At 48.6% G+C, this 22,665-nt stretch carries 26 protein-coding genes; 20 read left to right on the forward strand and 6 right to left on the reverse strand.

Annotation, left to right across the window (positions count from 1 at the left end):
- Positions 1-154: 154 nt before the first annotated feature.
- From J0895_RS21055 to J0895_RS21105, 12 genes are all read left to right on the forward strand, one after another.
- A complete protein-coding gene (locus J0895_RS21055; RefSeq protein WP_207089957.1) occupies positions 155-625 on the forward strand; it encodes a phage tail protein in 471 nt (156 codons plus the stop codon).
- 97 nt (positions 626-722) lie between these two features.
- Complete coding sequence (locus tag J0895_RS21060; protein WP_207089958.1) at positions 723-1,205, forward strand: phage tail protein; 483 nt, start codon at positions 723-725, stop codon at positions 1,203-1,205.
- 20 nt (positions 1,206-1,225) lie between these two features.
- On the forward strand, positions 1,226-1,408 hold the full coding sequence (locus J0895_RS21065; RefSeq protein WP_207089959.1) for a hypothetical protein: 183 nt from the start codon (positions 1,226-1,228) through the stop codon (positions 1,406-1,408).
- On the forward strand, positions 1,363-1,854 hold the full coding sequence (locus tag J0895_RS21070; RefSeq protein WP_207089960.1) for a phage tail protein: 492 nt from the start codon (positions 1,363-1,365) through the stop codon (positions 1,852-1,854). Before J0895_RS21065 ends, J0895_RS21070 begins: the two co-directional genes overlap by 46 nt.
- A gap of 18 nt (positions 1,855-1,872) precedes the next feature.
- Positions 1,873-2,226, forward strand: a complete 354-nt coding sequence (locus J0895_RS21075; RefSeq protein ID WP_207089961.1) for a hypothetical protein — start codon at positions 1,873-1,875, stop codon at positions 2,224-2,226.
- A 13-nt stretch (positions 2,227-2,239) separates the two neighbouring features.
- Positions 2,240-2,605, forward strand: a complete 366-nt coding sequence (locus J0895_RS21080) for a hypothetical protein (protein WP_207089962.1) — start codon at positions 2,240-2,242, stop codon at positions 2,603-2,605.
- Complete coding sequence (locus J0895_RS26535; protein WP_277989879.1) at positions 2,590-2,715, forward strand: DUF6760 family protein; 126 nt, start codon at positions 2,590-2,592, stop codon at positions 2,713-2,715. Before J0895_RS21080 ends, J0895_RS26535 begins: the two co-directional genes overlap by 16 nt.
- A gap of 362 nt (positions 2,716-3,077) precedes the next feature.
- Complete coding sequence (locus J0895_RS21085; protein ID WP_207089963.1) at positions 3,078-3,827, forward strand: DUF928 domain-containing protein; 750 nt, start codon at positions 3,078-3,080, stop codon at positions 3,825-3,827.
- A gap of 22 nt (positions 3,828-3,849) precedes the next feature.
- On the forward strand, positions 3,850-6,096 hold the full coding sequence (locus J0895_RS21090) for a CHASE2 domain-containing protein (RefSeq protein ID WP_207089978.1): 2,247 nt from the start codon (positions 3,850-3,852) through the stop codon (positions 6,094-6,096).
- Between the two features lie 70 nt (positions 6,097-6,166).
- Positions 6,167-6,967 (forward strand): MBL fold metallo-hydrolase, encoded by an 801-nt coding sequence (locus J0895_RS21095; RefSeq protein ID WP_207089964.1) that lies wholly within the window; start codon positions 6,167-6,169, stop codon positions 6,965-6,967.
- Positions 6,968-7,483: 516 nt separating this feature from the next.
- The gene (locus J0895_RS21100; protein ID WP_207089965.1) at positions 7,484-8,944 is read left to right on the forward strand and encodes a mechanosensitive ion channel domain-containing protein; all 1,461 of its coding nucleotides are present in this window, start codon (positions 7,484-7,486) and stop codon (positions 8,942-8,944) included.
- 310 nt (positions 8,945-9,254) lie between these two features.
- Positions 9,255-9,485, forward strand: a complete 231-nt coding sequence (locus J0895_RS21105) for a DUF433 domain-containing protein (protein ID WP_207089966.1) — start codon at positions 9,255-9,257, stop codon at positions 9,483-9,485.
- Positions 9,486-9,799: 314 nt separating this feature from the next.
- Here J0895_RS21105 and J0895_RS21110 read toward each other — a convergent pair whose 3' ends face one another.
- On the reverse strand, positions 9,800-11,371 hold the full coding sequence (locus J0895_RS21110) for a photosystem II high light acclimation radical SAM protein (protein ID WP_207089967.1): 1,572 nt from the start codon (positions 11,369-11,371) through the stop codon (positions 9,800-9,802).
- Positions 11,372-11,730: 359 nt separating this feature from the next.
- Here J0895_RS21110 and J0895_RS21115 point away from each other — a divergent pair, with 359 nt between their 5' ends.
- From J0895_RS21115 to J0895_RS21130, 4 genes are all read left to right on the forward strand, one after another.
- Positions 11,731-12,123 (forward strand): DUF1830 domain-containing protein, encoded by a 393-nt coding sequence (locus J0895_RS21115; RefSeq protein WP_207089968.1) that lies wholly within the window; start codon positions 11,731-11,733, stop codon positions 12,121-12,123.
- A gap of 205 nt (positions 12,124-12,328) precedes the next feature.
- Positions 12,329-12,769, forward strand: coding sequence for a DUF4079 family protein (locus J0895_RS21120; protein ID WP_207089969.1), 441 nt, complete (start codon positions 12,329-12,331; stop codon positions 12,767-12,769).
- A 155-nt stretch (positions 12,770-12,924) separates the two neighbouring features.
- Positions 12,925-13,464: a hypothetical protein gene (locus J0895_RS21125; RefSeq protein ID WP_207089979.1), complete on the forward strand. Its 540-nt coding sequence runs from the start codon at positions 12,925-12,927 to the stop codon at positions 13,462-13,464.
- Between the two features lie 92 nt (positions 13,465-13,556).
- Complete coding sequence (locus tag J0895_RS21130; protein ID WP_207089970.1) at positions 13,557-14,324, forward strand: ABC transporter ATP-binding protein; 768 nt, start codon at positions 13,557-13,559, stop codon at positions 14,322-14,324.
- A gap of 42 nt (positions 14,325-14,366) precedes the next feature.
- Here the strand turns inward: J0895_RS21130 and J0895_RS21135 are convergent, their stop codons facing one another.
- Positions 14,367-15,149 (reverse strand): response regulator, encoded by a 783-nt coding sequence (locus J0895_RS21135; protein ID WP_207089971.1) that lies wholly within the window; start codon positions 15,147-15,149, stop codon positions 14,367-14,369.
- A gap of 452 nt (positions 15,150-15,601) precedes the next feature.
- Here J0895_RS21135 and J0895_RS21140 point away from each other — a divergent pair, with 452 nt between their 5' ends.
- Entirely contained in the window at positions 15,602-15,853 is a 252-nt protein-coding gene (locus J0895_RS21140; RefSeq protein ID WP_207089972.1) for a DUF6761 family protein, read from the forward strand.
- A gap of 224 nt (positions 15,854-16,077) precedes the next feature.
- On the opposite strand, the gene grxD is transcribed toward J0895_RS21140, so the two are convergent.
- The 3 genes from grxD to J0895_RS21155 form a co-directional block, all read right to left on the reverse strand.
- A complete protein-coding gene (gene grxD, locus J0895_RS21145) occupies positions 16,078-16,407 on the reverse strand; it encodes a Grx4 family monothiol glutaredoxin (protein ID WP_242541477.1) in 330 nt (109 codons plus the stop codon).
- A 110-nt stretch (positions 16,408-16,517) separates the two neighbouring features.
- Complete coding sequence (locus J0895_RS21150; RefSeq protein ID WP_207089973.1) at positions 16,518-16,781, reverse strand: BolA family protein; 264 nt, start codon at positions 16,779-16,781, stop codon at positions 16,518-16,520.
- A 193-nt stretch (positions 16,782-16,974) separates the two neighbouring features.
- The gene (locus tag J0895_RS21155; protein WP_242541478.1) at positions 16,975-18,156 is read right to left on the reverse strand and encodes a hypothetical protein; all 1,182 of its coding nucleotides are present in this window, start codon (positions 18,154-18,156) and stop codon (positions 16,975-16,977) included.
- A gap of 319 nt (positions 18,157-18,475) precedes the next feature.
- On the opposite strand from J0895_RS21155, the gene J0895_RS21160 reads away from it, so the two are divergent.
- Entirely contained in the window at positions 18,476-18,628 is a 153-nt protein-coding gene (locus J0895_RS21160; protein WP_207089974.1) for a hypothetical protein, read from the forward strand.
- Between the two features lie 66 nt (positions 18,629-18,694).
- Positions 18,695-20,860, forward strand: a complete 2,166-nt coding sequence (locus tag J0895_RS21165; protein WP_207089975.1) for a S8 family serine peptidase — start codon at positions 18,695-18,697, stop codon at positions 20,858-20,860.
- 563 nt (positions 20,861-21,423) lie between these two features.
- On the opposite strand, the gene J0895_RS21170 is transcribed toward J0895_RS21165, so the two are convergent.
- A complete protein-coding gene (locus J0895_RS21170) occupies positions 21,424-21,657 on the reverse strand; it encodes a hypothetical protein (protein ID WP_207089976.1) in 234 nt (77 codons plus the stop codon).
- Between the two features lie 13 nt (positions 21,658-21,670).
- On the opposite strand from J0895_RS21170, the gene J0895_RS21175 reads away from it, so the two are divergent.
- Positions 21,671-22,665, forward strand: a 995-nt coding sequence (locus tag J0895_RS21175) for a CAP domain-containing protein (RefSeq protein WP_207089977.1), incomplete at its 3' end; no start/stop codon positions are given.

Consider the following 22,665-nt stretch of genomic DNA (forward strand, 5'->3'; position numbering starts at 1 on the left):
ATCTTCCGCATCAGCCAGTGGGTACCGGGTCAATAAATTTTAGTCATTGGTCGTTAGTCATTGGTCATTGGTCGTTAATGACAAAGGACAACTGACCAATGACCAATGACCCCTAACTGTTTTCACTTAGTTTCAAGGTCCAAGGAGTAAAAAAATGGCAGATCTGTTTGTAATTTCCTCGAATAGGTTTTCCTTTACCTACGGGGGAAAAGAATTTCCACTACTTAAAATTAGTGGCATTGATGTCCAAGCCAAAACCGCCGGACACAAATCCCCGATCGCCTCGGGAAAGGATGCTCAAATGTCCCGGCAAACTGTTTCGACTGGATACTATAACAACCAAAATATTACCATTGAAGCAGTCCTCCAAGATGGCACGAAAACTCTGTACGACATCTTCAAAAAAGGCTTGCCCGCCACCTACGGAGGAGATGGAAAATGGAGCGGTAATTTTTCCGATGGGGAGATTACTATCTTCGACCCGGATGCCAAGAAAGTCCTCATCTACAACCTCAAACAGTGTCAAATGGTCAGCTATGAAGTCAGTGAATTTAATGTCAGTGGCGATCAATTTTTGACCGAAAAATTTGAACTGAATGTAGAAAGTGTCGAACGGAAGCAGTAGGTTTCTAACTTTTTGGCAGAATTAAGCCCAGATTTTTTGTAGAAATAGACGCCTTGTTTTGGGAAAGTAATTAGGGAAAGAATAAAGGAGTAGTACAATGCCAGTCGATAAGGAACCACTTTCTCAGGCTAGATTTGAATTTGCCGCCGATGGGTTGGGCAAAGATCTATTGGTCGAATCAGTTTCGGGCGTGAAAATGACCATTCCCGTCACCAATGCCGATGGCGCATTTGGGGTAAAAACCGGAAGTAAGGTCAATCGCCAAGCTGCACCTTCTGCTGTAGAATCGAGCGATGTCACTGTGACATTTGTCACCTCTAGTAAAGACCCTAAAGCGGTTTCCAAGTGGTTTTATGATTCTCACTCAACCCCAGACTTGGGCGGTGCCACGGGAACTAAAGGCAAAACTGATCAGGCCACTCTAACGGTATTCAAGCAAGATGGATCACCCTCGGCAAGTTGGACCTTTAAAGGGGTGATGCCGATGACCTATAAAATGTCCGACTTAGATGCGGCGGGAAATCAGTCTTTGAAAGAAACGATTACGTTTTGCTATGAGTATGTGGAACGCACGAAATAAGCGCGTTTCATGAATGAGGGATGGACAGTCAACGGAGTGGGATTGCCCATCCCTCGGGTAGGGAAGACCCCTCCTGGCTCCATCGGCGATCGCCCCGAATCAATGCACCCATCCCATCTGCTAACCGCGATGCAATTCGTTTGCCGGAGATTAAACCGTGCCTGAATTTCCTGAATTACTTGCCACCTCGCGATTTTACCTAGAACTTCACCTTGCCGATAGTGTCGATGCGATCGATGCCTACTTTATGGAGTGTCAAGGGTTTAAAACTAGCCAGGATATCATTGACATCACTGAAGTCACTCCCCAAATGTGGGGTAAAGATGGGAAATCCCGAGGGCGGATTATCCAGACTAAAATTCCCGGCAATATCAGCTATACCAATTTAACCCTGCGTCGCGGTCTCACGGTTTCCATGACGGTCTGGAATTGGTTGGAAGCGATACAACAAGGAGCTTGGGCAGAACAGCGGCGAGATGGCTCCTTAACCATCTATGATCAAGGGGCTCAAGCTCAGGTTAGATTTGAGTTTAAACGGGCATGGCCGGTGAGCTATTCTATTTCTGATGTCAGTGTTAGTAGCGGTGATCTGGAAATAGAAGAACTAGAAGTGGCGGTGGAAGAGTTAAAACGGGTTAAGGTGGTGTAACGGTAGGGCCAAGTCAGCATGATTCAGACCGAGTTTGAGTTTACGTTACCCAAAGGGTATCTTGATAGCGAAGGCAACTTGCACCGCCAAGGGGTGATGCGTTTAGCCCGGGCGATCGATGAGATTGCTCCCCTGCGAGACCCTCGGGTTAAATCTAATCCGGCATACGCCACGGTGATTATTTTATCGCGGGTGATTACTCGTTTGGGTGCTTTAGAACAAGTGACTCCCTTGGCGATCGAAAATCTATTTGCCGTAGACTTGAATTATCTTCAAACCTTTTATCGTCAAATTAACGAACTCGAAAATCAGGGGGATCAAGACTCAGAACCCCCCTCACCCCCAGCCCTCCCAGGACCATCCTACTCATGAGTGAGGTGATGCCATGAATCCGGAAACGATACCTCACACTGAGTTTACATTTACCCTGACTGTGGGAATGGTGGATGGGGAGGGGAGTCTACATCGGCAAGGGGTGATGAGAAAAGCGACGGGCTATGATGAAATTTGGGTGAGCAAAGACCCTCGAACTCAAGAAAATCCCGCTTATGGAATCATCTTTTTGCTATCGCGGGTGATTACCCATCTAGGAAACTTCTCATCGGTGACGCCGCAGTTACTAGAGCAACTCTTTTTAACAGACTTTATTTTTTTACGAGAGTTTTATACCCAAATTAACCAGTCTGGAGTGGAGGAGATGGCTGTGGGGGAGTTTTGGGCTACCCCTTGGAGCAATTGTACCAAGAGGTAGCGACGATCGCCTTTCACTTTCACTGGTCCTTAGATGAAATCCTCCGTCTGGAACATGGGGAACGACGGCGTTGGATCGCCCTAATCGCCCAATTGAAGCAGATGCCGTGACGGGTAATGGAACAGTGGAGTAAATAACTGGTCAATGGAGGACAGGAAGCAGGGTAAAACAACAAGATGAACTTCAGGGTGATTAAGAATCTAAAGATGACAGGGGTGCGATCATTACTTCCTAAAGTGCGATCGCCCCAAAGCCAGTCCCTGTTGAGAATCAGTCCCGGAAAAGGGGCGTCATTTTCAATTTTGACTCAACTGCTTGTTTCAAATCACATCCGTTTCTCAGAATTCGGAAGTATGATAGCAGTAGAACACAATCTGAGCTAAACTGTCAATTTTTCCAGATTCTTTTCCACTTTTAGCATCTTGTTTTTACTGACCTATCCTTCAATTGTTAATGCGGAGGTTTTACTATCATGCGATCGCCCAAACTGATTCACTTAATGAGTATCCTGGCTGTGGTCCTGTCTCCGGCTTTGGTCACCCTTTCTGGATTCTCCCCAGTCCGCGCCCAATCTCAACCGGGGGAACTCCTCGCCCTCAACTTCCCTTCTGCACCGCGTAACATAGGCGGCCCCCGCAGTAGCGCAGGAGGAGGAGTCCGAGGCAATAGCAATGACAGTTGTATCGAGGGTGAATCCCCCTTGACCTCATTAATCCCGACCCATGATATCCTCAAAACCGTCACGCCGAACCCAGAATTTTTCATGTATGTCCCGAAAAATAACGCAGATTCTGGAGAATTTGTGATTGTTGATGGGAATGGCAATGACGTTTATCTGTCTACCTTCGAGCTATCGGAGGCCCCGGGCGTTGTCAAAGTGAGCCTCCCTGCCAATACCGAGCTAGAAATCGGCAAAGTCTATGATTGGCAGTTTAGCCTAATCTGCGATCCGTCAGACCGCCAATCCGATGTCTTCGTGCAGGGTCAAATCCAGCCCACCGAACTCACCGAAGAAATGCAAACTCAACTGGATCAGGCACAGACCCTGGATCAGGTGCAACTGTATGTTGACCAAAGCTTATGGAACGAAGCCGTAAGCCTTCTGGCCCAATTCCGTAATTCTAATCCCACTGAGTGGCAAGGACTGTTAAAATATGTCGGCTTAGAAAGCATTGCTTCGGAAACTCTGCCGATCCAAACTATTGGAACATCGCAGAATTAACAAAACTAAGGAATAAGCCGTGATGTGGAATCAATTAAAACGGCAAATTTGGGAATGGCGCGGGGTCTGGATTGCTGCACCGTCAGTAACGGTAGCAGTCATCCTCCTGCGTTTTATGGGTGTTTTACAGCCTTGGGAATGGGCCGTTTACGATCTGTATATGAGGGGGAGACCCTCTGAAGTTCCAGACAGCCGAATTGCCATTGTCGGGATTAATGAAGCCGACTTGCGCGAATTAGGACAAGCCATCATTCCCGATCGCGTTTATGCTGCAGTCATCGAAAACCTCAAAGCCATGAATCCTCGGGCGATCGGCTTAGATATCTATCGGGATCAACCCGTCGAACCCGGTCATGCTGCACTGCGTCAGGTTTTTAAATCCACAACGAATCTGGTGGGAATTCAAAAAGTAATTGGGCAGGGCGATCGCGACACCATTGGACCGCCTCCGGGATTAGAATATGCCGGTTCCAATGACATGATTTTGGATGAAGATCAGGTCCTGCGCCGGGGGTTGGTGATGGTGAGTGATGATGAGGAAAACATCATCCCCAGCTTTAGTTTATATCTAGCCGGGCTCTATCTCGATGCCGAAGGAATTGCCCCGGAAGCGATCGAGGATAGCGATTCTTGGAAATTTGGAAACCAAGTTTTCTCTCGCTTTCAACCCTACGATGGGGGCTACGTGGGTGCGGACGCTGGTGGCTATCAGGTCCTGTTAAACTATGTCGGTCCCAGCCGACATTTTGAGACAGTTTCCCTGATGGATATCCTCAAAAATCGAGTCCCGCCAGACTGGGGACGCGATCGCATTATCTTAATTGGAGCCGTTGGCGAAAGCTACCAAGACTTATTTTTCACCCCCTACACCAAAGAAGCGGGGAACCGCATGGCGGGGGTGGAAGTTCACGGCAATCTGATCAGCCAGATGATTAGTGCCGCCCTCGACGATCGCCCGGTGATTAAAACCATCGCCGAACCTTACGAGTGGCTGTGGATTTTCCTCTGGGGCAGTCTGGGGGCATTTTTAATCTGGAAATGGCGCTATGTCGGTGGTGCCGGATGGCTCTCCGTTCAACGCACCGCAGGGGCGGTTTTGTCGGCGGGGGCCCTGGTGGGAATCACTTATGGGGCATTCGTTTTGGGGTGGTGGATTCCCGTGGTGCCTCCTGCGTTGGCCTTACTCGGTTCCGCTACGGCGATCGTTGCTTACGTTGCCCGCACTGCCGGAGATATTCGCAAAACCTTTGGACGCTATCTCACGGATCAAGTCGTCGCCAATTTACTAGAAAATCCGGAAGGATTAAAAATGGGCGGGGAACGGCGCAAACTGACGATTTTCACGTCGGATTTACGCGGATTTACGGCACTTTCCGAACGATTGCCTCCCGAAGAAGTGGTCAAAATTCTCAACTTTTATTTGGGATATATGGCCGATGTGATTACTGCTTACCAGGGGACGATTGATGAGTTTATGGGAGATGGCATCTTAGTGCTATTTGGGGCACCCACCACCCGACCGGATGATGCAACAAGGGCGATCGCCTGCGGAATTTCCATGCAGTTAGCCATGCGTCAGGTGAATGCTAAAGTGGTGGAATGGGGATTGCCTGAACTGGAAATGGGAATTGGCATCAATACCGGGGAAGTCGTCGTTGGCAATATCGGTTCGGAAAAACGCACCAAATACGGAGTTGTAGGTAGTCAGGTCAATTTAACCTACCGGATTGAATCTTATACAACAGGAGGACAAATTCTGATTTCCGAGCAGACTCTCCTTGATGCTGGAGGTGAGGATGTCGTCCAAATTGAAAGTAAACGTGAGGTATTGCCCAAAGGAGTGAAAGAGCCGCTGATGATTTACGACGTGAGCGGGATTAAAGAGCCTTATCATATCTCCCTCACCAGGGAAGAAGAGGTGTTTTTGCCCCTGAGCGAAAAAATCCCCATTCAATACACCATTTTGGAAGGCAAGCACATTAGCGAAACCCTACTACTTGGGCATTTAGTCCAGCTTTCGGCCAAAGGCGCTCAAGTGAGAACCGAACCGGGAGCCGGAGATATTATCCCGGTTGGATTGAGCAATCTCAAGCTCAATTTATTGGAGGGTAATTTTGAGGGAAGTCAAGAAGATATTTATGCCAAGGTCCTGGAAAAACCAGCCGCTGAACCCCATTGCTTTTACATTAAGTTTACAGCAAAACCTCCGGCAGTAGCGGCTCACCTGGAACAAGTGTATAAATCAGTCCAGGCTGTCGCTCCGTCCTAGGTGAGAGGGTTATTGACTTTTCCACTGTGGAGGGCGATCTCCATTGTTTAAATGACATTAGAGGACTCTTATGAAATTAACCTTTTTAGGTTCCGGCTCGGCTTTCACCGTGGGAGCCAATAATTATCAATCGAATGTGCTATTAGAGAGCGATCGCGGAACTAAACTCCTGATTGATTGTGGTTCCGATATTCGCTTTTCTCTGCACGAAGCCGGGTATTCCCATCTGGATATCACCGATATTTACATCAGCCATTTGCATTCAGATCATGCCGGAGGATTGGAATATATTTCCTTTACCACAAAATTTGACCCCCGATGCCAAAGACCCCGCCTTTATCTTAGTAAAGAAATAGCCAATGACCTGTGGGCAAATACCCTCTCCGGGGGTCTACGTTCTATCCAAGGCGATGTCACAGAATTAGAGACGTTTTTTGAGGTAAAAAAAGTTCCCCGCAATGGATACTTTACCTGGGAAAATATCCAATTTAATCTCGTCAAAGTCATCCATATTAACAATGGATACTTTATCATGCCCAGCTATGGATTGTTCTTTGAACTCAAAGGAAAGCAAATATTTTTCAGCACCGATACCCAATTATGTCGGGAAGAAATTTGGGAATATTATGAGCAAGCTGACCTAATTTTTCAAGATTGCGAAACCTCTCAATTCCCCACAACTGTACACGCTCATTACCGTGAATTAGTCGCCTTACCCGACGCCATCAAAAATAAAATGTGGTTGTATGGGTATCAACCCGGACCCCTTCCGGATGCGGAACAAGATGGATTCCTCGGGTTTGTCCAACGAGGACAGCAGTTTGAATTTGCACCCTCTCTCCTCCAAGTAGAGACAATTGTTACCGTCTGATTCCCTAAATCATTGCAGCGCGATCGCCCCTAAACCTCCTTGCTACAAAGGGGGTTTTTTCAGTTGATGACCCTTCGTCGATTGTCGCATTTAGTCAACCCATTAGAATCCAGGACCCGGGGTTTTGACCCCTGGATCTCATCCTGTACCCATCCCTGAGCATTTGCGGAACTTAGAAGGATGGACAGCAGACTAAAGAAGGGACTTTCAACAACCTCCGGAATTCTGGCCTAATTCCTGATCATTGTAGAAGAATCGGCGCAAAATGGGACCCAATCAGATTCGGTTCAGGATAGAGATAGCAACAACAGCTAAACCCTCCCCGAAACAGAACCCTAGTGCGATCGCGGAGGCAGCGCTCAATCCATCAGAGGACATAGAGAAGTCCCAAAACCGTCAAGAATGAGAAAAAACTCTATAAAATAACCGACGTAACTAGAGCGCGCTAAACCCCTGGTTTTGCCTCTTTCCCCTAACCTATAGTAAACTAGCGATTGTTCGCTCGATCCAGGATCAATGAACGAAGCGTTAAAAAGAATAGTAGCACAATCCCTTTCCTGGTTTACCGCTCCAATTCCTCTCGGCAACTATTCAGTTTCAATCAGTGCAATTTTGCAATTGATTATCTGGGTCTTTATTGTTCTATTCCTATCCCGTGCCCTCAAGAAATTCCTAAAATATCGGCTTCTTGTCAAGCTGGGAATTGACGAGGGAAACCGCGAAGCAATGGCAACAATTATCAGCTATAGCAGTTCCATGCTCGGTCTGATTATTGTATTGCAAAGTACCGGATTTAACCTCGGTTCCCTACTCGTAATTGCTGGAGGTTTAGGGGTTGGGATTGGTTTTGGACTTCAGGAGGTAACCCGAAACTTTATCAGTGGACTGACCTTACTAATTGAACGAAAACTCAAGGTAGGAGATTTTATAGAATTTGACGGAATGTCCGGTTATGTCAAAGAAGTTTCCCTGCGATCGACTCTCATTCGGACCCGTGATGGAGGTGATGTCGTCGTTCCCAACAGTAAACTTGTTGAAAATAAAGTGCTCAATTGGAGCTACGACTCTTATCACGCTCGGATTCAAATTCCCGTGGGAGTTGCCTATAACAGCGATACGGTTTTAGTAACAGAAACCCTCTTAAATGCCGCTTATATGGAACCGGCAGTGTTGCACGACCCTCCCCCAAAAGTCATGTTTAAAAACTTTGGGGATAATGCACTTAACTTTGAACTGTGGGTTTGGGTAAACCGGATTGATCGCGAACCGTTTATCAGGAGTTCTTTAAATTTTATCATCGAGTACAACCTGCGCCAAAATCATATTACAGTCCCGTTTCCTCAACGGGATTTATGGATTAGAAATGGAGAAGAATTAAACCTGTTGGGGAGAAGAAAATTCCAACAGAATGGTCACAGTCCTGAGATTATTCCGGATCCGGTAGCGGTTGCCACCTCGAATAAGCCGTTATCACTGAAAGATTTACTGCGACAGGTGACTTATTTTCAGAACTTTACCGACCTCGAATTAAGACAACTCATCGAAATTGGTCATCGGAAACGCTTGTATCCGTCGCAGATGTTATTCCATGAAGGGGACCCGGGAGATGCCTTTTATATTGTGTTATCGGGTTCCGTGGAGGTGTTTGTTGAAAAAATTAATAAGCATCTGACCAACCTGGGGGCAGGCAAATTTTTTGGGGAATTGTCTTTAATGTTAGGAATTCCCCGAACAGCATCAGTGCGAGCGTTAGAAGAAACCATTCTGTTTACGATTCATCATAATGCTTTTCAAAGCATATTACAGGAGCATCCCGAGTTGGCTGAGGAAATCGTTCAGGAATTATGTAAACATCAAGAAGAATTAGCACAGCGGCAACAGCAATTACGAACAATGGGGTTGTTAAATGCCACGGAGGATGATAAAAATCCGGTGGTTTGGGTGAGAAAGCGCCTGCAAAATTTGTTTGGCCTGTAGTTCGGGGGCCGGAGGGGTGCGATCGCCTACGAGGTGGCGATCGCGCTGATCACCGTTGAATCCCCCCACCACCGAAGACTCCGGGATGAATTCACCCGCCCTGAGTTTGTGGTGCTCAAGGGTGACTCTGCCCACCGGAACAGTCTGACAAGATCCAGAGTCGGCCCAAACTGGGAGTTCAAATCTTTACAATAGCTTTATTAAAATAAGAGGACAGGGGGGAGACACCCGTACAGAAATTGCCTATAATTAGAATGGAGTTTACCCAGTTATGGAAGAAAAAATGACTTGGCCCACCTGCTTAAATTCAATGACTAAAAAACAGGAATCCAAGCCGAACGGAACGACGGTGCAGTTGGCAGAATTCGTCCTTGAGCTGTATGCTGCGGGATGGACGCAACAGCAAGTCTTCGGCCAATATCCTCAAATTACCCCAGACCTCGTAAACAGAGTCTTTTCCTTAGCCGCACTCTTGTGTGTTAGAGAAGAGGTCCTCTCTCAACTTTCTGGAGTACCGGAATCCAGATTATTAAACGTATAAGCCATCCTTAACAGAACAGCTTAAATATTTTCTCCAGACAATTTTTAATGAGGGTTGACTGCGAAACCCGTTACTCGGAAACCAAAGCCATAGCTTTTGAGCTATAGCATTCCTAAATGATTTATAACATCTGTCTTCTCCCCTCTCCCGTTCTGGGCCGCCTTATGTTGGGGGCCGCCGACGTCTTCCACAACGGCACGCAAGGATTGCTATAGGTCAACTCCGACCATGAACGATTCCCGAGTGCCAAAAATATAGCGATCGCCCAATAAAAAAATAGGCGGGGCTTCAACGTCCCCGCCATCCCTGTCGAATTACCGGACAGTAACAAGAGGCGGGGATGACTGAGGCATAGGAGCTGATAACGCTGATTCTAACTCCGCACAGCCTAACCGTTCTTCTAAAATTCGCATCACTTCCCGTCCGAAATCATTGGGATTGCGCCGCCATGCCTCCAGACAAACCTCACCGAAGAACGACCCCAGAGGTTCTGGATTCCAGAGTAACTTGCGGGCAGTCCAAGGCATCAAACTCATAGGGTCATAACCGGGTTTTAAAATATTTTCCTTAAACGCATACTCTTCTAAATGGGTATGGGGTTGTAACCCGATAAAAAAGATAGCCGGTTCCACCTTATCTTCCCCAAAAATTCGTTCTAGTTCGCGATGATAGGCCAGGGTCTGACGAATCGTTTCATGAGTCTCATCAATGACATTAAACGAATAATTAACCGAAACCAAGTCATTAAATCCCGCCGCCTTCAAATCGCGACAATTTTCCAGAACCACCCGGAGGTTGTAACCCATCCGCATCTTCCGGACCAGTTCTTGGGAACCGCTAGTAATCCCAATTTCAAAATAATTCATCCCGGTTTTGACCATCAAATCGCATAATTCCGGGGTCAAATTGTCAGCGCGGATATAGGCAGCCCAATGGATATCTTCCATTCCTGCCTCGTGAATTTTCTGGAGTAATTCGATCGCATCGTTGATATAGCGACGCGCCGGAATAAATTGAGCATCGGTAAACCAAAAATTGCGGATGCCGCGATCGTACAGTTGACGCATTTCAGCCACCACTTCATCTGCCGGATTAATCCGGACCTGCTTCCCTTCAATGACTGTATAAATGCAGTAACAACAGTTATGGGGACAACCGCGTTTGGTTTGGACGCCAATATAAAAATCTTGGTCTTGCAGATAATATTGAAACTCAGGCCATAACTGTTCTATATAGTCGTAGTTACAAGCGGTTTTCTCAATTTCTGTGGGTTTTTCATGGATCAGGCGATCGCGCGGGGTCGTTTCCCCCACCACATAACAGCGTTCATCCTGAAAATCCTGACCCCGCAGATATTTTTCCAGGAGTGCCTCCCCTTCCCCCACGGAGATAATCGTCCCCTGGGGTAAACTGCGACCGAGTTGTTCATAGAAAACGCTCACAGCACCTCCCCCAATAATTGCCCTCGCTTCGGGGTGATAGGTTTGAGCGCGTTTAAGTCCCCGCTTGACTAACCCCAGATTGCGCCAGAGTTCGCCATAATAGGCCGTGGTGATTCGCAGTCCTCCCAGAGCACCCCGGAGTTTAATCAAGGGATTGCGAGCATAGTAAAACTCAAAAGCGTTTTGGAGGGGATTGCCCCCGCGTCCACCGACTGGGGCGTAAATCTGAATATCCCGCCAGGAGAAGACGAGTAAGGTGGGTTGAAAGAGATCGACACAGGCATCGAGGGACTGGGCAAAATCCAGAGGGGGGACTGTTCCCAAGTCAAAAATCTGCTGTTCCACCTCGGGAAACAGCTTGTGAACGAAATCGGCTAGGTAAACGACACCGATCGGGAAGATGGGATTGCACGGGAGGCGAACGTAGAGGATGCGATTTTCCATCTTGCTAGAGGGGAATAGTTTTTACAAAAAAGCGGTTCATATAACTTAACCATACCATCAGCCCTCGGAATTTGCATGATCAAGGGGGCAATTCCCTCACCCTAGGGGTCCAGTGGCGCAGGTCCCTGATCCAGGATGAGCCGAACAAGGACCACCCTGGGCCACTTGGAAAAACCCCAAGGATAAGGGGGATCGATAGGTTTCATCAGCATAGCTTAACCCCACTATTTTGGATTTTCAATGAAAAATTTTACTATATTTTCTTCAGTTGGTAGTCGCGTTTACAGCTTGCGGGGATCGGCTAGTGTTAGGGTTAGAGGGTATAAAGTTTTTTTGGGAAAAAACTCCTCTATAAGGTTATGGCTCAAATCCTCGATCCCATTCCGGCTGACCGCCCAGGTCAAATTCTTTGCTGCTATGTCAATGCGACGAGTAAAATCCAGATTGCTCGGGTCAGTAACGTTCCCAACTGGTATTTTGAGCGGGTTGTGTTTCCGGGTCAACGTCTTGTTTTTGAAGCGTTTCCAGAAGCCCTGTTAGAAATTCATACGGGGATGATGGCTAGTGCTATCTTATCCGATAAGATCCCCTGTGGACGCCTCAGAGTCATGGATGAGAGCGCTCCCACTCCGTCGGCTCCTGCTCCCGAGCCGGAAAAAATGCCCAACCATCCCCCTAGAAAACCCACCTTTGATAATAAAGGGATAGTCTTGAATGATCCATTTTCGATGACGGCTTTAACGTCGGTTTAATAACATGAAGATAGGTAGGATTTGAGGGATGGAGTGTTAATAATGCTACCACCCTCTATCATTTAATAAGTTAGGTCCTTGGCTGACAAACAAGGAATCAAAAATAAAGGATCAAAAATCAGGGGGCTTGCACCTATCAGGGTGAACGGGTGTTAGGGTTAAATTTGACTGGAACCAGTTAGGCCACTGTTTAGGATCAAAGTTTGTGGATTTGCCTTCTTTCCTCTGGTTGTGGAAAATCGCCGCCTGGTCAATGGGTTTTTCAATACTGGCCTACAGCCTACTCGCGGTGAGTGGGCTGTGGATGTATGGCGATCGCCTCGGGCGTAAACAACGAGGACGAATTTTGGTGCGATCGCTCCACTATGGTTTAGGGATAGCGCTCGTGGCCCTAGTCTTGCTGCTCTTGGCCGTGGGGATTGTAGGGACTCTGGGACATTATGGGTCTCTGGGTCATTCGGTCCATTTAGGGGTGGGATTGTTGGTGGTAGGACTGGTCCTGCTGTCGGCCTGGAGTGCGAATCAGATTGGTCCAGGGCGTCAATGGGCGCGATCGCTTCACATCACCACCAATGCTATTTTATTTGTGGCACTGGCCTGGGTATCCTGGACGGGTTGGACGGTGGTGCAAAAATATTTACCTTAATCCCTTTAATCCGTTAGAGGCGATCGGGTCTTGGGAAAAACTCCCATTAAATCCCTTTAAACTCTTAATGAGTCAATTTTTTTTTAAGAATAAAAAGAGTCGTGTCAATAGAACCAAGCGGCGATCGCGCTGAACCTCAAACTGAACTCCAAGAGATAAAAGTCCGGGAATTTCGGATTTCTCCCCTGATTCGAGTCACCCTGTTGAGCTTATATCTGGCCCTGACGGTGCCTTTACCTTTTTTGTCGAAAGCAACCGGCGCACCGATTTCTCCTGGGGTGCTCTGGGTGGGATTGGCAATGGGGATAGTGGCGGTGTATGGGGCGCTCAGTGAACGGGCGATCGCCAATGCCGAAGGCATTCAAGTCACCTATCCTAACTGGGTTCCCCGGGGCATCCGCAAAGGGTGGATGTTGCCCTGGGATGAGGTGGCAGCGCTCAAACCGCGCACCACTGGACAGGGGGGGCTAGTTTACTATTTTGTGAGTAAATCCGGCCAAGGGTATCTGCTGCCGATGCGGGTGGTGGGGTTTTCCGAGTTGGTCAAAATTGTGGAAGCCAAAACCGGGATTGATACCCGGGATGTGCGTCCGTTAGCCCAACCTTGGATGTATTTTATTTTGTTGGGATTTACCCTGCTGTTATTGCTGATCGATGCTTGGACGATCGCCACCGCAGTAACCTTAAGCAGTTAGGGGGAGAACACCGCCAGTCTGGGTTATTTGTAGCCCGGACAAGCTGGATAGAGATAGACTGAACAAGATGGATTGTAAAGATTAAAAAACCCTTGCCAATAGAACGAAATGCTCAACTGCGGCTGGATCGAGTCAGCCTGAACGCAGCGATCGCCGGGGCGAGGATGGAAAAACCTATCCTGAATGAGATTTGTTTTGAGGTTTACCCAGGCGATCGCCTTGCCATTGTTGGTCCCTCTGGAGGGGGTAAAACCTCCTTGTTACGACTGATGCCTCGACTCATCGACCCCAGCAGTGGCACGCTGTATCTGGATGGAGAAGATTACCGGAAAATCCCGGTATTGGAACTGCGCCAGCAAGTAACCCTCGTTCTGCAAGAGTCCAAACTTTTAGGCATGACCGTCAAAGAGGCGATCGCCTATCCCCTGAATCTGCGCGGAATGAAATCCCCGCAGATTCAGGAGAGAGTCTCCACTTGGATGGATCGCCTACACCTACCTACCGAATGGCTGGAGCGAACAGAAATGCAGCTATCGGTAGGACAACGGCAGCTAGTGGCCTTATGCCGCGCCTTAGTCATTGAACCGAAGATTTTGTTACTAGATGAACCGACCTCCGCCTTAGACGTGGGTCGCGCTGAGCACCTCCTACAAGTTTTAGCTGAAGTGGCCCTGAACACGGAGACGACTCTGATTATGGTCAATCACCAACTCGACCTTGCCCAGCAGTTTTGCAACCGCTTATTGTATTTGCACAAAGGCACCCTGCTTGAGGACCTGCCGGAGGAGCAGATCGACTCGGCCCGGTTGCGATCGGCGATCATCCAAGCGGAAGCAGAGGCTGCCTCGGAATGGGAATGAGTTGAGGGACTGAACCTTTGAGCTTTTAGGCGTCAAGGGAATCTAGCCGCGAGAGAGTGGAACCGCGCCGACTGGAGTTAATTGACGCATCAGGGTTTTTTTCCCCATCGGTTGTTCCGGTTGTTGGAAGGGAGTCGCGTTGAGTATTTCCGTATTCAAGCGATAGCCAACATTGCGGACGGTTTGAATCAGGCTAGGTTGTCGGGGGTCAGTTTCGATTTTTTTCCGCAGGGAGAGGACATGAGTGTCAATCGTGCGGGGATTATCAATGGCATCCGGCCATGCTCGGCGCAGCAGTTCCGGACGGCTCATGGGCAGGCCCCCAGCTTGAGCGAGGACGTACAGCAGACTGAATTCCTGGGGCGTGAGTTCGATCGCGTCCTCTTGATAGCGAACCCGGCGCTGGACTAAATCAATTTGCAGGTCGCCATAGTCTAAGCTGGCCGGTGGCGTCATTCGGCGATGACGTCGGACAAGGGATTCGACTCGGGCTAGAAATTCCTGCATCCCAAAGGGTTTTTTGAGGTAGTCATCGGCTCCTGATTTCAAGCCTTCTACAATATCGGATTCGGTATTGCGAGCGGATAAAATTAAAATCAACGTTTCTTGCTGCTGGTAGAGCCAGCGGCAAAATTCTAAACCATCACCATCGGGTAATTCGTTGTCAAGGATGACTAGAGTTGGATGGCGATTATAGAAGATTTCTCGGGCATGACGGATGTCCGCTGATTGATAAACCCCATATCCTACTTGCTGTAGGTGCCACCCTAACAGCGATCGCAGATGAGGATTGCCTTCCACAATTAAAATGCAAACAGATCCCACAACTGAGTTGTTTCCTTCACGTCGGTGGAACTTAGGTTACCAAACCTTTTGTCAGGGTTTTGTAACTTCCGCTACCCTGAGTCCCCCCCAAATGTTAAGGAATTACAAATAAAGTCGCGCTTTAGGTAAAAATTCCATCAACCGGGCGATCGCAATCCCACAATAGCCAGACCCTTAGAGGAAATGGCAGTAAAATAAGAGTAGGACAGTGCGTCGCTACCACCCCAGGTTGGTGTTCCTTGGCGATCCCCAAGATAGCCAGATTGTTCCCTCCCCAAGCACAAAGGCTCTTAAATGGTCTGGGCGTAGGGGTTCAGACCCGGTGAACAGCTTGTTCATCCGTCTGGATCCGTCCATGTCCACCCCCTAGATGGCATGGACGGGAAAGATCAGGTTTACGGACTGGGGTCACCGGATAACTGCTGACTTTTACACCCTTCGAGGTTTTAATTATGCTTCAAGATACTGCAACCATTCGCCATTATCAAAAACTCACCGACGCCTTGGTAGATATGTGGAATCGGGGATATCGCCTTGATGATCTGCGCCTTTATTTGGAGGGATATATCGCCGCAATACGACAAACGAATACCATCGAAGCGTTCCACATCCACAGGTTTGAGGAAGAGGCGATTCGATTTCTCCATGATCCGTCTAATTTTGAGCTAGTCCCCCAGCCCCAAGCTGAAACGGGGTACTATTGAAAAAAGCCTTGGGAATTTGATATTTCATCGGCCCAGAGTAACCAGCATCATAGCGCGATCGCTATTGATGCTTGGGTTTCTTCAAGGCTATATGCAACAATAATTTTTATTCTACTTATTTCAATCTGTCATCCATGAGAAAGGGCTTGAATTATCAAGCCCTTTCTCATAAAGATAAAATTCACCAGTTTAACCCGACAGTTAAACCGGAGAGTAGCTGGTGATTAGGAAGCCAAAGCGACTTCGACCATCTGTTGCAATTCACCACTTTGATAGAGTTCGATGAGAATATCTGAGCCCCCAACAAATTCACCATTCACATAAATTTGAGGAATCGTGGGCCAGTTAGAATACTCTTTGATTCCCTGACGAATGTCATAATCGTCCAGAACGTTAACAGTTTCGTAAGGAACGCCCAAAGTGTTGAGAATCTGCACCACATTGTTGGAAAAACCACATTGGGGCATGAGCTTGGTCCCCTTCATGAAAACGGTAATTTTGTTACGGTTTACGATATTGTCAAGTCGCTCTTTGAGTTCTGGAGTGATAGTCATGATGGGTGTTCGTTAAGGTAAGGGATGGATTGTTACTGTGCAAATAAGGGATACCGGAGTACCCAGGGCGCGATCGCCCTATTGATAGCGGGTTGGACAACACAGCCTAGTTAGGAGACGGCCCCCGAGACTTGACTCCAAGCGTTCGGGGTATAAGTCTTCATGGTTAGCGCATGGATCGCCTCTGTGGACATAGCCTCTTGTAGAGAACCATACACCAACTGATGTTGCCGCACTCGGGGTAGTCCTTCAAAGTGGGACGAAACGACGATGACCTGATAGTGATCTCGGGTGCCTGTCAAATCTTCAACCGTCACCTGAGCGTCCGGCAATTGTGCCTCGATCATTGTCTTGACCTGATCCGGGCTAACCATTCTTACTCCTGTCCATACTTTATATTAATAGTCTAATTTAATTTTAGAAGGGCGATCGCCACGGCTCAAGGGAAAAACCGGGGGGAAATTCCCCGGCAGACTTTCCTCGACCCTCGATAACCGATGAAATCCCCGGGACAAACGCCCAGTTTTTGGGCCAAATTAGGGGCTTTTTTGTAGGCAATCTCGCCGATTACTGAACCCCTGAAGAATTTTGGCCCCCTCCTGGATAGGGCGAATCCACAAAACCCAACTCCCACAATTGCTCATAGGCTTTTTTCCCTAACTCTCGCGTGGGTTGCTGAGACCGGATAATCTGAATCAACAAAGGTACCGCCAATGCCGGTTGATTCTGCACCCGATGCACCAGGGCCAATTCGTAGGTCGCCAAATCCCGCATTTCAGCGGTTTCCGCAGCCAGGTTCCGATGGGTTTCCGCCGTGGCGTTATCGATACCCGCAAAACTGGTAAAAAGCTGCTGATAGAAATTAGAAAGCTGATTGAAAATCTCCCGAGAACGTTGCAACTTGCTCACCGCTTGTTCATACTCTTCCGCACTAGCAGATTGTCGAGCTTCTTCCATCAACCGATTAGCCGCCTCCATGCTTAACAGACCCGTCTGTTGCGCTACGGTGCTGGGTTCTTCCGGTGCGGCATCCGGCGCGGCATCCGGGTCGGAACTGCTCGGTTCCTGGATGATTTCCACAAAGCCGATTTCACCTAATAACTGATAAGCTTGACGACCCAGTTCTCGGGTTGGCTGTTGAGAGCCCACAATCTGAATCAGTAAGGGGACCGCGAGATCGGCTTTATTTTGGGCGCTATGAACCAATGCCAACTCGTAACTCGCCTCATCCCGCATTTGGGCAGTTTCTGCAGCCAGGGTGCGATGACTGTTGGCAATCCGGTTATCAATCCCGGTAAAGCTGGTGTAAAGCTGTTGGTGGAAATTGGAAAGTTGATTAAAAATCTCCCGGGACTGTTGCAGTTTGCTCACTGCGGGTTCGTACTCTTGAGCAGCAGCAGATTCTTTGGCTTCTTGGACTAAACGTTGCCCTGCCTCCATGCTCAGTAAGGTGCTATCAGCAGCGAGTCGGCGCAAATCCTCCGGGTCTGACAGTGGGGTAACCGTCTCCGGTTGGGGAATGGATTGCGGAGTCGGCTGCGATGGGGATGTGGCCCCCCGCTCCGTGGGCGTTGGCAGGGTTAGGGTTTCGTTTGGCTGACCGGAGGGCTGTAATCCATCTAATCCATCGGGTTGAGGTCGTTCTTGCGCCCGAATAGGTAGAGGAGACAACAGGGTGAATCCTGCGATCAGGGTTACAGACAATAAACCCGCGCAACTGAGCGGGGGAACTTTTACAGCAGATCCCATAAGGTACCTTTGTGTGTGGGGAGAACACCAGAGCGATAAAAACTTTAGGTATCTTAACATTGCAATGTCCCGGGTTGTGGAAGAAACTGGAAATGGGTAAAATCTCAGGGGCGATTGACCCCAGTAAAGGTGACAAACCCGGTTTCTGCAACAGATTAGTTTCTCTGATGTAGAGATTTTGTCAAGAAACCCGGTTTCTGGTCCCTGTGGGGCCATTTACCTCTGAATTAAAGATTGTACCCAGGTCCTAGGCCCACTCAACTTTAGGGTCCCAGAGGGGCTGGGGGAAAGCAAAGGCCCTGGTGGATAGAGTAAACCTATGTTACTCATTCAGCCGTTATTCTCCGGATTCGGTATAGATTTTTGGGGAATTAGGCCGATCGCCCCACCCCGGGTGATCAGAAATTCTAAATTACGGACAGCGCTGTACACAGAGCGATCGCCTAACGCCCCCCACCGGCAATCTTACTGATTTATCCGTTAGCTAAATGAATAAAACCCATTAGCGAACAGATAAATCAGCGAAGGAATATATCCAATGACTGGTCAAACTTATCGGTCAGATACCTCTCAATCCAATCCAGTCGGAATCGGCGTGTCCGATCAAAGTCTCGGAATTCTCCTGCAACGAGGCGGTGAAGAATTACTCCTCTTAAAACTCAGCGATCGCTTTACAGTCCGCCCCCTAGAACCCAATGCTCCAAAAGATTGGTTCAGCCAAATTCCGGCCACCCATAAACAACTACTACATAACACCCAGTTAGAAGAATTTCTCGTAGAAGAGGCAAACCTAGAACAGGTCATGACAGCGGTGCGAAGCTTGCCGGAAGTCGCCTTTGTTAGCCATGTCTATACAGTGGATAATAATCCGCAAATGCGGGTTTACCTCACCGATGAGGTCACCATTCAATTTGCCAAAACCGTAGACGAAACCCAACGGCAGGCGATCGCCGATACCGTACAACTCGACCTCCATAAACCCGTTTACGGCATCCCCAACACCTTTATTAGTTACGTTCGTCAGACTGCCACAGAAAATCCCATCAAAATTGCCAACCGGCTGATGCGAAAATCCGAGGTTCTCACCGCCGAACCCAACATCGTCATCACCACCCAAAACCACTACCTGCCTCGCTCGCAGTTTTATCATAAACAGTGGTATTTACAGAACAAAGGAGGCCGAGACCTCGCACCGGGTTCCCACATTGAAGCCGAAAAAGCCTGGGATGTGACCCGAGGCATCCGGTCCGTCGTGGTTGCTATCGCCGATGATGCGATCGACCTCAATCACCCGGATTTCCAAGGTCCCGGTAAAGTCGTCGCCCCCAGAGACTTTAAACGCAAAAACTTTTTACCCCTCCCCGAAGGAGATTCCGACAACCACGGCACCGCCTGCGCGGGAGTCGCCGTTGCCGAAGAAAATGGCATTGGTATCGTCGGGGTTGCCCCCGGTTGCGCCCTGATGCCGATCCGAACCACGGGCTATCTGGATGACGAATCCATCGAGCAAGTCTTTGATTGGGCCATAACCAAAGGAGCCTCTGTCATTTCCTGTAGTTGGGGCGCATCTGCGGTCTATTTTCCCCTCTCTCTGCGTCAACGGGCCGCCATTACCCGGGCCGCCACGGAAGGACGCAAAGGCAAGGGCTGTGTGATTGTCTTTGCCGCAGGCAATGCCAATCGTCCCACCAGTGGCACCGTGAACGAGAGTGGTTGGCCCAATAACCTGCTCCAGGGGCTGGTCAAATGGCTGAGTGGGTTTGCAGTCCATCCCGATGTGATTGCCGTGTCTGCTTGCACCAGTCTGGCTAAAAAGGCCGCCTACAGTAACTGGGGTCCCTCCATCTCTCTCTGTGCTCCAAGCAATAATGCACCCCCGGGAATGTGGATTCAAGAAATGGGTGCGGTGAACACTCCCCCAGAAATTAAGGGCTATTTAACGGGTTTGGGCATTTTCACGACCGATCGCATTGGGTCTAATGGTTACGATTCCAGCGATTATACCGGCTATTTCGGCGGGACCTCCAGTGCTTGTCCGGTGGTTGCGGGGGTGGCTGCATTGGTCCTCTCGGTTAATCCTCACTTGACTGCGGCTCAGGTTAAGCAGATTTTGGAGCAAAGTGCGGATAAGATTATGGACCCGGATATCGATATTCAACTCGGCAATCGGTTTGGTACTTACGATACTAAGGGTCACTCCCAATGGTTTGGCTATGGGAAGGTGAATGCCTATAATGCGGTCCGACGAGCGCAGCGTCTGTTGACGATGCCGATGCAGGTCACTCGCCAGGTTCAGGTCCTGAACAGCCGTCGGCAGAGCATTCCGGATTTTCAAAGGAATCAATCGAGTTTGTTTCCTTTGAATCTTTTCGGCAGTAGCGATCGCCCGGGATTAGTGAGCGAAATTTCGATTTCCGACCCGAGTCTTGTTGCTGATATCCGGGTGACGGTTGATATCCAACACAGCTATCTCGGGGACTTAGAACTTTATTTAATTGCGCCAAACGGTCATACTGTGCAATTACAAAGCCGGACTTTAGGCAGTCAAACTCGCTTGAATACTACTTACTCGCTTCAAAATACTCCCACCCTCCGCCAGCTTTGCAATCAGTCGGCTAAGGGGTCTTGGAAGTTGTGGGTCACCGATTGTGTTCCCGCAGATACGGGGACGCTGAATAGCTGGGATTTGATTTTGGCAGTTTAGTCCCAGTTGAATCAGAAATTAAGGGGGAGAAGTTCAGTTTTTGGCTGATTCTCTCCCTTTGTGATGAATGCGTGAACTGATGCAGTCTGAAGTCAAGGGAGTACATGAAAGGCACTGATGTCCTGATCATTTGGGGTTACATCGCTCATGGGTAAGTTTTGGGAATCTTTAACATGGCTTTGAGTGATTCAAAGCCAAACTTTTTTGGCAATGATGCCTGGGTTTAAGCCGATCGCGCTTAAACTCTGCTCACAATTGGCAAAATCTGCCAGGAGTCTCAATTGATTTTCTATAAATAGAGGAAAGAATCGGTACTTGTTGATCACTTGTCTGTGATCGCGATCGCTAACTTCCTAGATCGCGATCAATTTCATTTTGCAAATCTATGATGAATATCACCGGAGCTTTATAGTTCCCAGCTTTAACAAAGCTTTATATATTTACTATTGACAAGCCTGATTTATTCACTTAAATTAAAAGTAAGAGCAACAAACCCGCTCGAAAATACAGGATTTTAGGGAGATGTTTACAGTAATGATTGTTCTCACCGCTCTAGGGTAAAACTAGCGCACTATGGTCGCAACAGTTCCAGCCAACTCGGTGAGAATTAACCTGTAAACCCCGTTGCCATAGAATTTTGGGGTGACATTTAGCACAGATTCAGCCAACCTACTCGTTCCACCTATGCCACTGGAGGAACGAGAGCGTTTAGCTTGACCATTTTTGTCCGAACCGACTGGGGTTAAGTTGGCAAATTCATCCCAACTCAACCGTTCCATGCGGCGCAGACTGTACACCAGGAGTAGATCAATGACTTCAGCATTTCTCAATCGTGTTGTCGAACTGACCAACGTAGAGCGAGCACAACAGGGTTTAGCCCCACTCACGTTAAATCCGCAGTTAGCGGCGGCAGCACAAGTCCATAGCGCCAATATGGGAATGCGCGATTTTATGGACCATACCGATCCGGTAGATGGAACCGTTGCAGCCGATCGCGTCACGAGTCAAGGGTACAACTACCAGAATGTTGCTGAAAACCTAGCGGGGGGTCAGCCGACACCAGAGCAAGCGGTCCTGGAGTGGATGAATAGTCCCTCACACCGGGTCAATATCCTCAATCCTACGGTGACTGAAATTGGTGTGGGCTATCATGTTCAGGAAAATGATACTGGGGAAGTCAACTTCTCGCACTATTGGACCCAGGTTTTTGCGACTCCGATGGAAGAGCCTCGCGTGTTTCCCCAAACCCATAGTCCAACCCCACCTCCAACGGACGGAATTACCGTCATTGCTCAACCCTTAGCGCCCAACAGTCAGGGATTTTTTGACCTCACCGCGAATGTCGAGGGAGTTCAACTGGCTCCAGGGGCGCTGAATGGCTACCAATTTGGACTGCGAGCATTAGATGGAGATGATATCATCATCGGTTCGTCTGAGGGGGAAGTCATCAATGGTAATGCAGGTCGCGATCTCATCTATGGGACCGGCGGAAATAACTTCCTACGCGGCGGAAAAGGGGATGACACCCTTTTGGGCGGCACTAACAATGACATCCTCAACGGCAATAATGATAATGATGTTGTCTTTGGCGGGGATGGCAATGATGTTGTCCGGGGAGGTAAAGGCCATGACTATTTATACGGTGAAGGCGGCGATGACGTTTTAATCGGTGATTTTGGCGCGGATGTTCTGAATGGAGGAGCAGGGGCTGATTTGTTCGTCCTGCGTCGCGATACCGTTGTTGGGGTGGTTGACCCGCTACAAGCCGACTATATTACCGATTTTAACCGAGGGGAGGGCGATCG

The organism is Phormidium pseudopriestleyi FRX01 (assembly GCF_017313335.1).
GTDB lineage: Bacteria > Cyanobacteriota > Cyanobacteriia > Cyanobacteriales > Laspinemataceae > Laspinema > Laspinema pseudopriestleyi.

What these genes read in the sequence shown, in the direction of transcription:
- J0895_RS21055 (WP_207089957.1), top strand. Translation starts at nt 155, where the DNA reads ATGGCAGATCTGTTTGTAATTTCCTCGAATAGGTTTTCCTTTACCTAC.
- J0895_RS21060 (WP_207089958.1), top strand. Translation starts at nt 723, where the DNA reads ATGCCAGTCGATAAGGAACCACTTTCTCAGGCTAGATTTGAATTTGCC.
- J0895_RS21065 (WP_207089959.1), top strand. Translation starts at nt 1,226, where the DNA reads ATGGACAGTCAACGGAGTGGGATTGCCCATCCCTCGGGTAGGGAAGAC.
- J0895_RS21075 (WP_207089961.1), top strand. Translation starts at nt 1,873, where the DNA reads ATGATTCAGACCGAGTTTGAGTTTACGTTACCCAAAGGGTATCTTGAT.
- J0895_RS21080 (WP_207089962.1), top strand. Translation starts at nt 2,240, where the DNA reads ATGAATCCGGAAACGATACCTCACACTGAGTTTACATTTACCCTGACT.
- J0895_RS21085 (WP_207089963.1), top strand. Translation starts at nt 3,078, where the DNA reads ATGCGATCGCCCAAACTGATTCACTTAATGAGTATCCTGGCTGTGGTC.
- J0895_RS21090 (WP_207089978.1), top strand. Translation starts at nt 3,850, where the DNA reads ATGTGGAATCAATTAAAACGGCAAATTTGGGAATGGCGCGGGGTCTGG.
- J0895_RS21095 (WP_207089964.1), top strand. Translation starts at nt 6,167, where the DNA reads ATGAAATTAACCTTTTTAGGTTCCGGCTCGGCTTTCACCGTGGGAGCC.
- J0895_RS21100 (WP_207089965.1), top strand. Translation starts at nt 7,484, where the DNA reads ATGAACGAAGCGTTAAAAAGAATAGTAGCACAATCCCTTTCCTGGTTT.
- J0895_RS21105 (WP_207089966.1), top strand. Translation starts at nt 9,255, where the DNA reads ATGACTAAAAAACAGGAATCCAAGCCGAACGGAACGACGGTGCAGTTG.
- J0895_RS21110 (WP_207089967.1), bottom strand. Translation starts at nt 11,371, where the DNA reads ATGGAAAATCGCATCCTCTACGTTCGCCTCCCGTGCAATCCCATCTTC.
- J0895_RS21115 (WP_207089968.1), top strand. Translation starts at nt 11,731, where the DNA reads ATGGCTCAAATCCTCGATCCCATTCCGGCTGACCGCCCAGGTCAAATT.
- J0895_RS21140 (WP_207089972.1), top strand. Translation starts at nt 15,602, where the DNA reads ATGCTTCAAGATACTGCAACCATTCGCCATTATCAAAAACTCACCGAC.
- grxD (WP_242541477.1), bottom strand. Translation starts at nt 16,407, where the DNA reads ATGACTATCACTCCAGAACTCAAAGAGCGACTTGACAATATCGTAAAC.
- J0895_RS21150 (WP_207089973.1), bottom strand. Translation starts at nt 16,781, where the DNA reads ATGGTTAGCCCGGATCAGGTCAAGACAATGATCGAGGCACAATTGCCG.
- J0895_RS21155 (WP_242541478.1), bottom strand. Translation starts at nt 18,156, where the DNA reads ATGGGATCTGCTGTAAAAGTTCCCCCGCTCAGTTGCGCGGGTTTATTG.
- J0895_RS21160 (WP_207089974.1), top strand. Translation starts at nt 18,476, where the DNA reads ATGTTACTCATTCAGCCGTTATTCTCCGGATTCGGTATAGATTTTTGG.
- J0895_RS21165 (WP_207089975.1), top strand. Translation starts at nt 18,695, where the DNA reads ATGACTGGTCAAACTTATCGGTCAGATACCTCTCAATCCAATCCAGTC.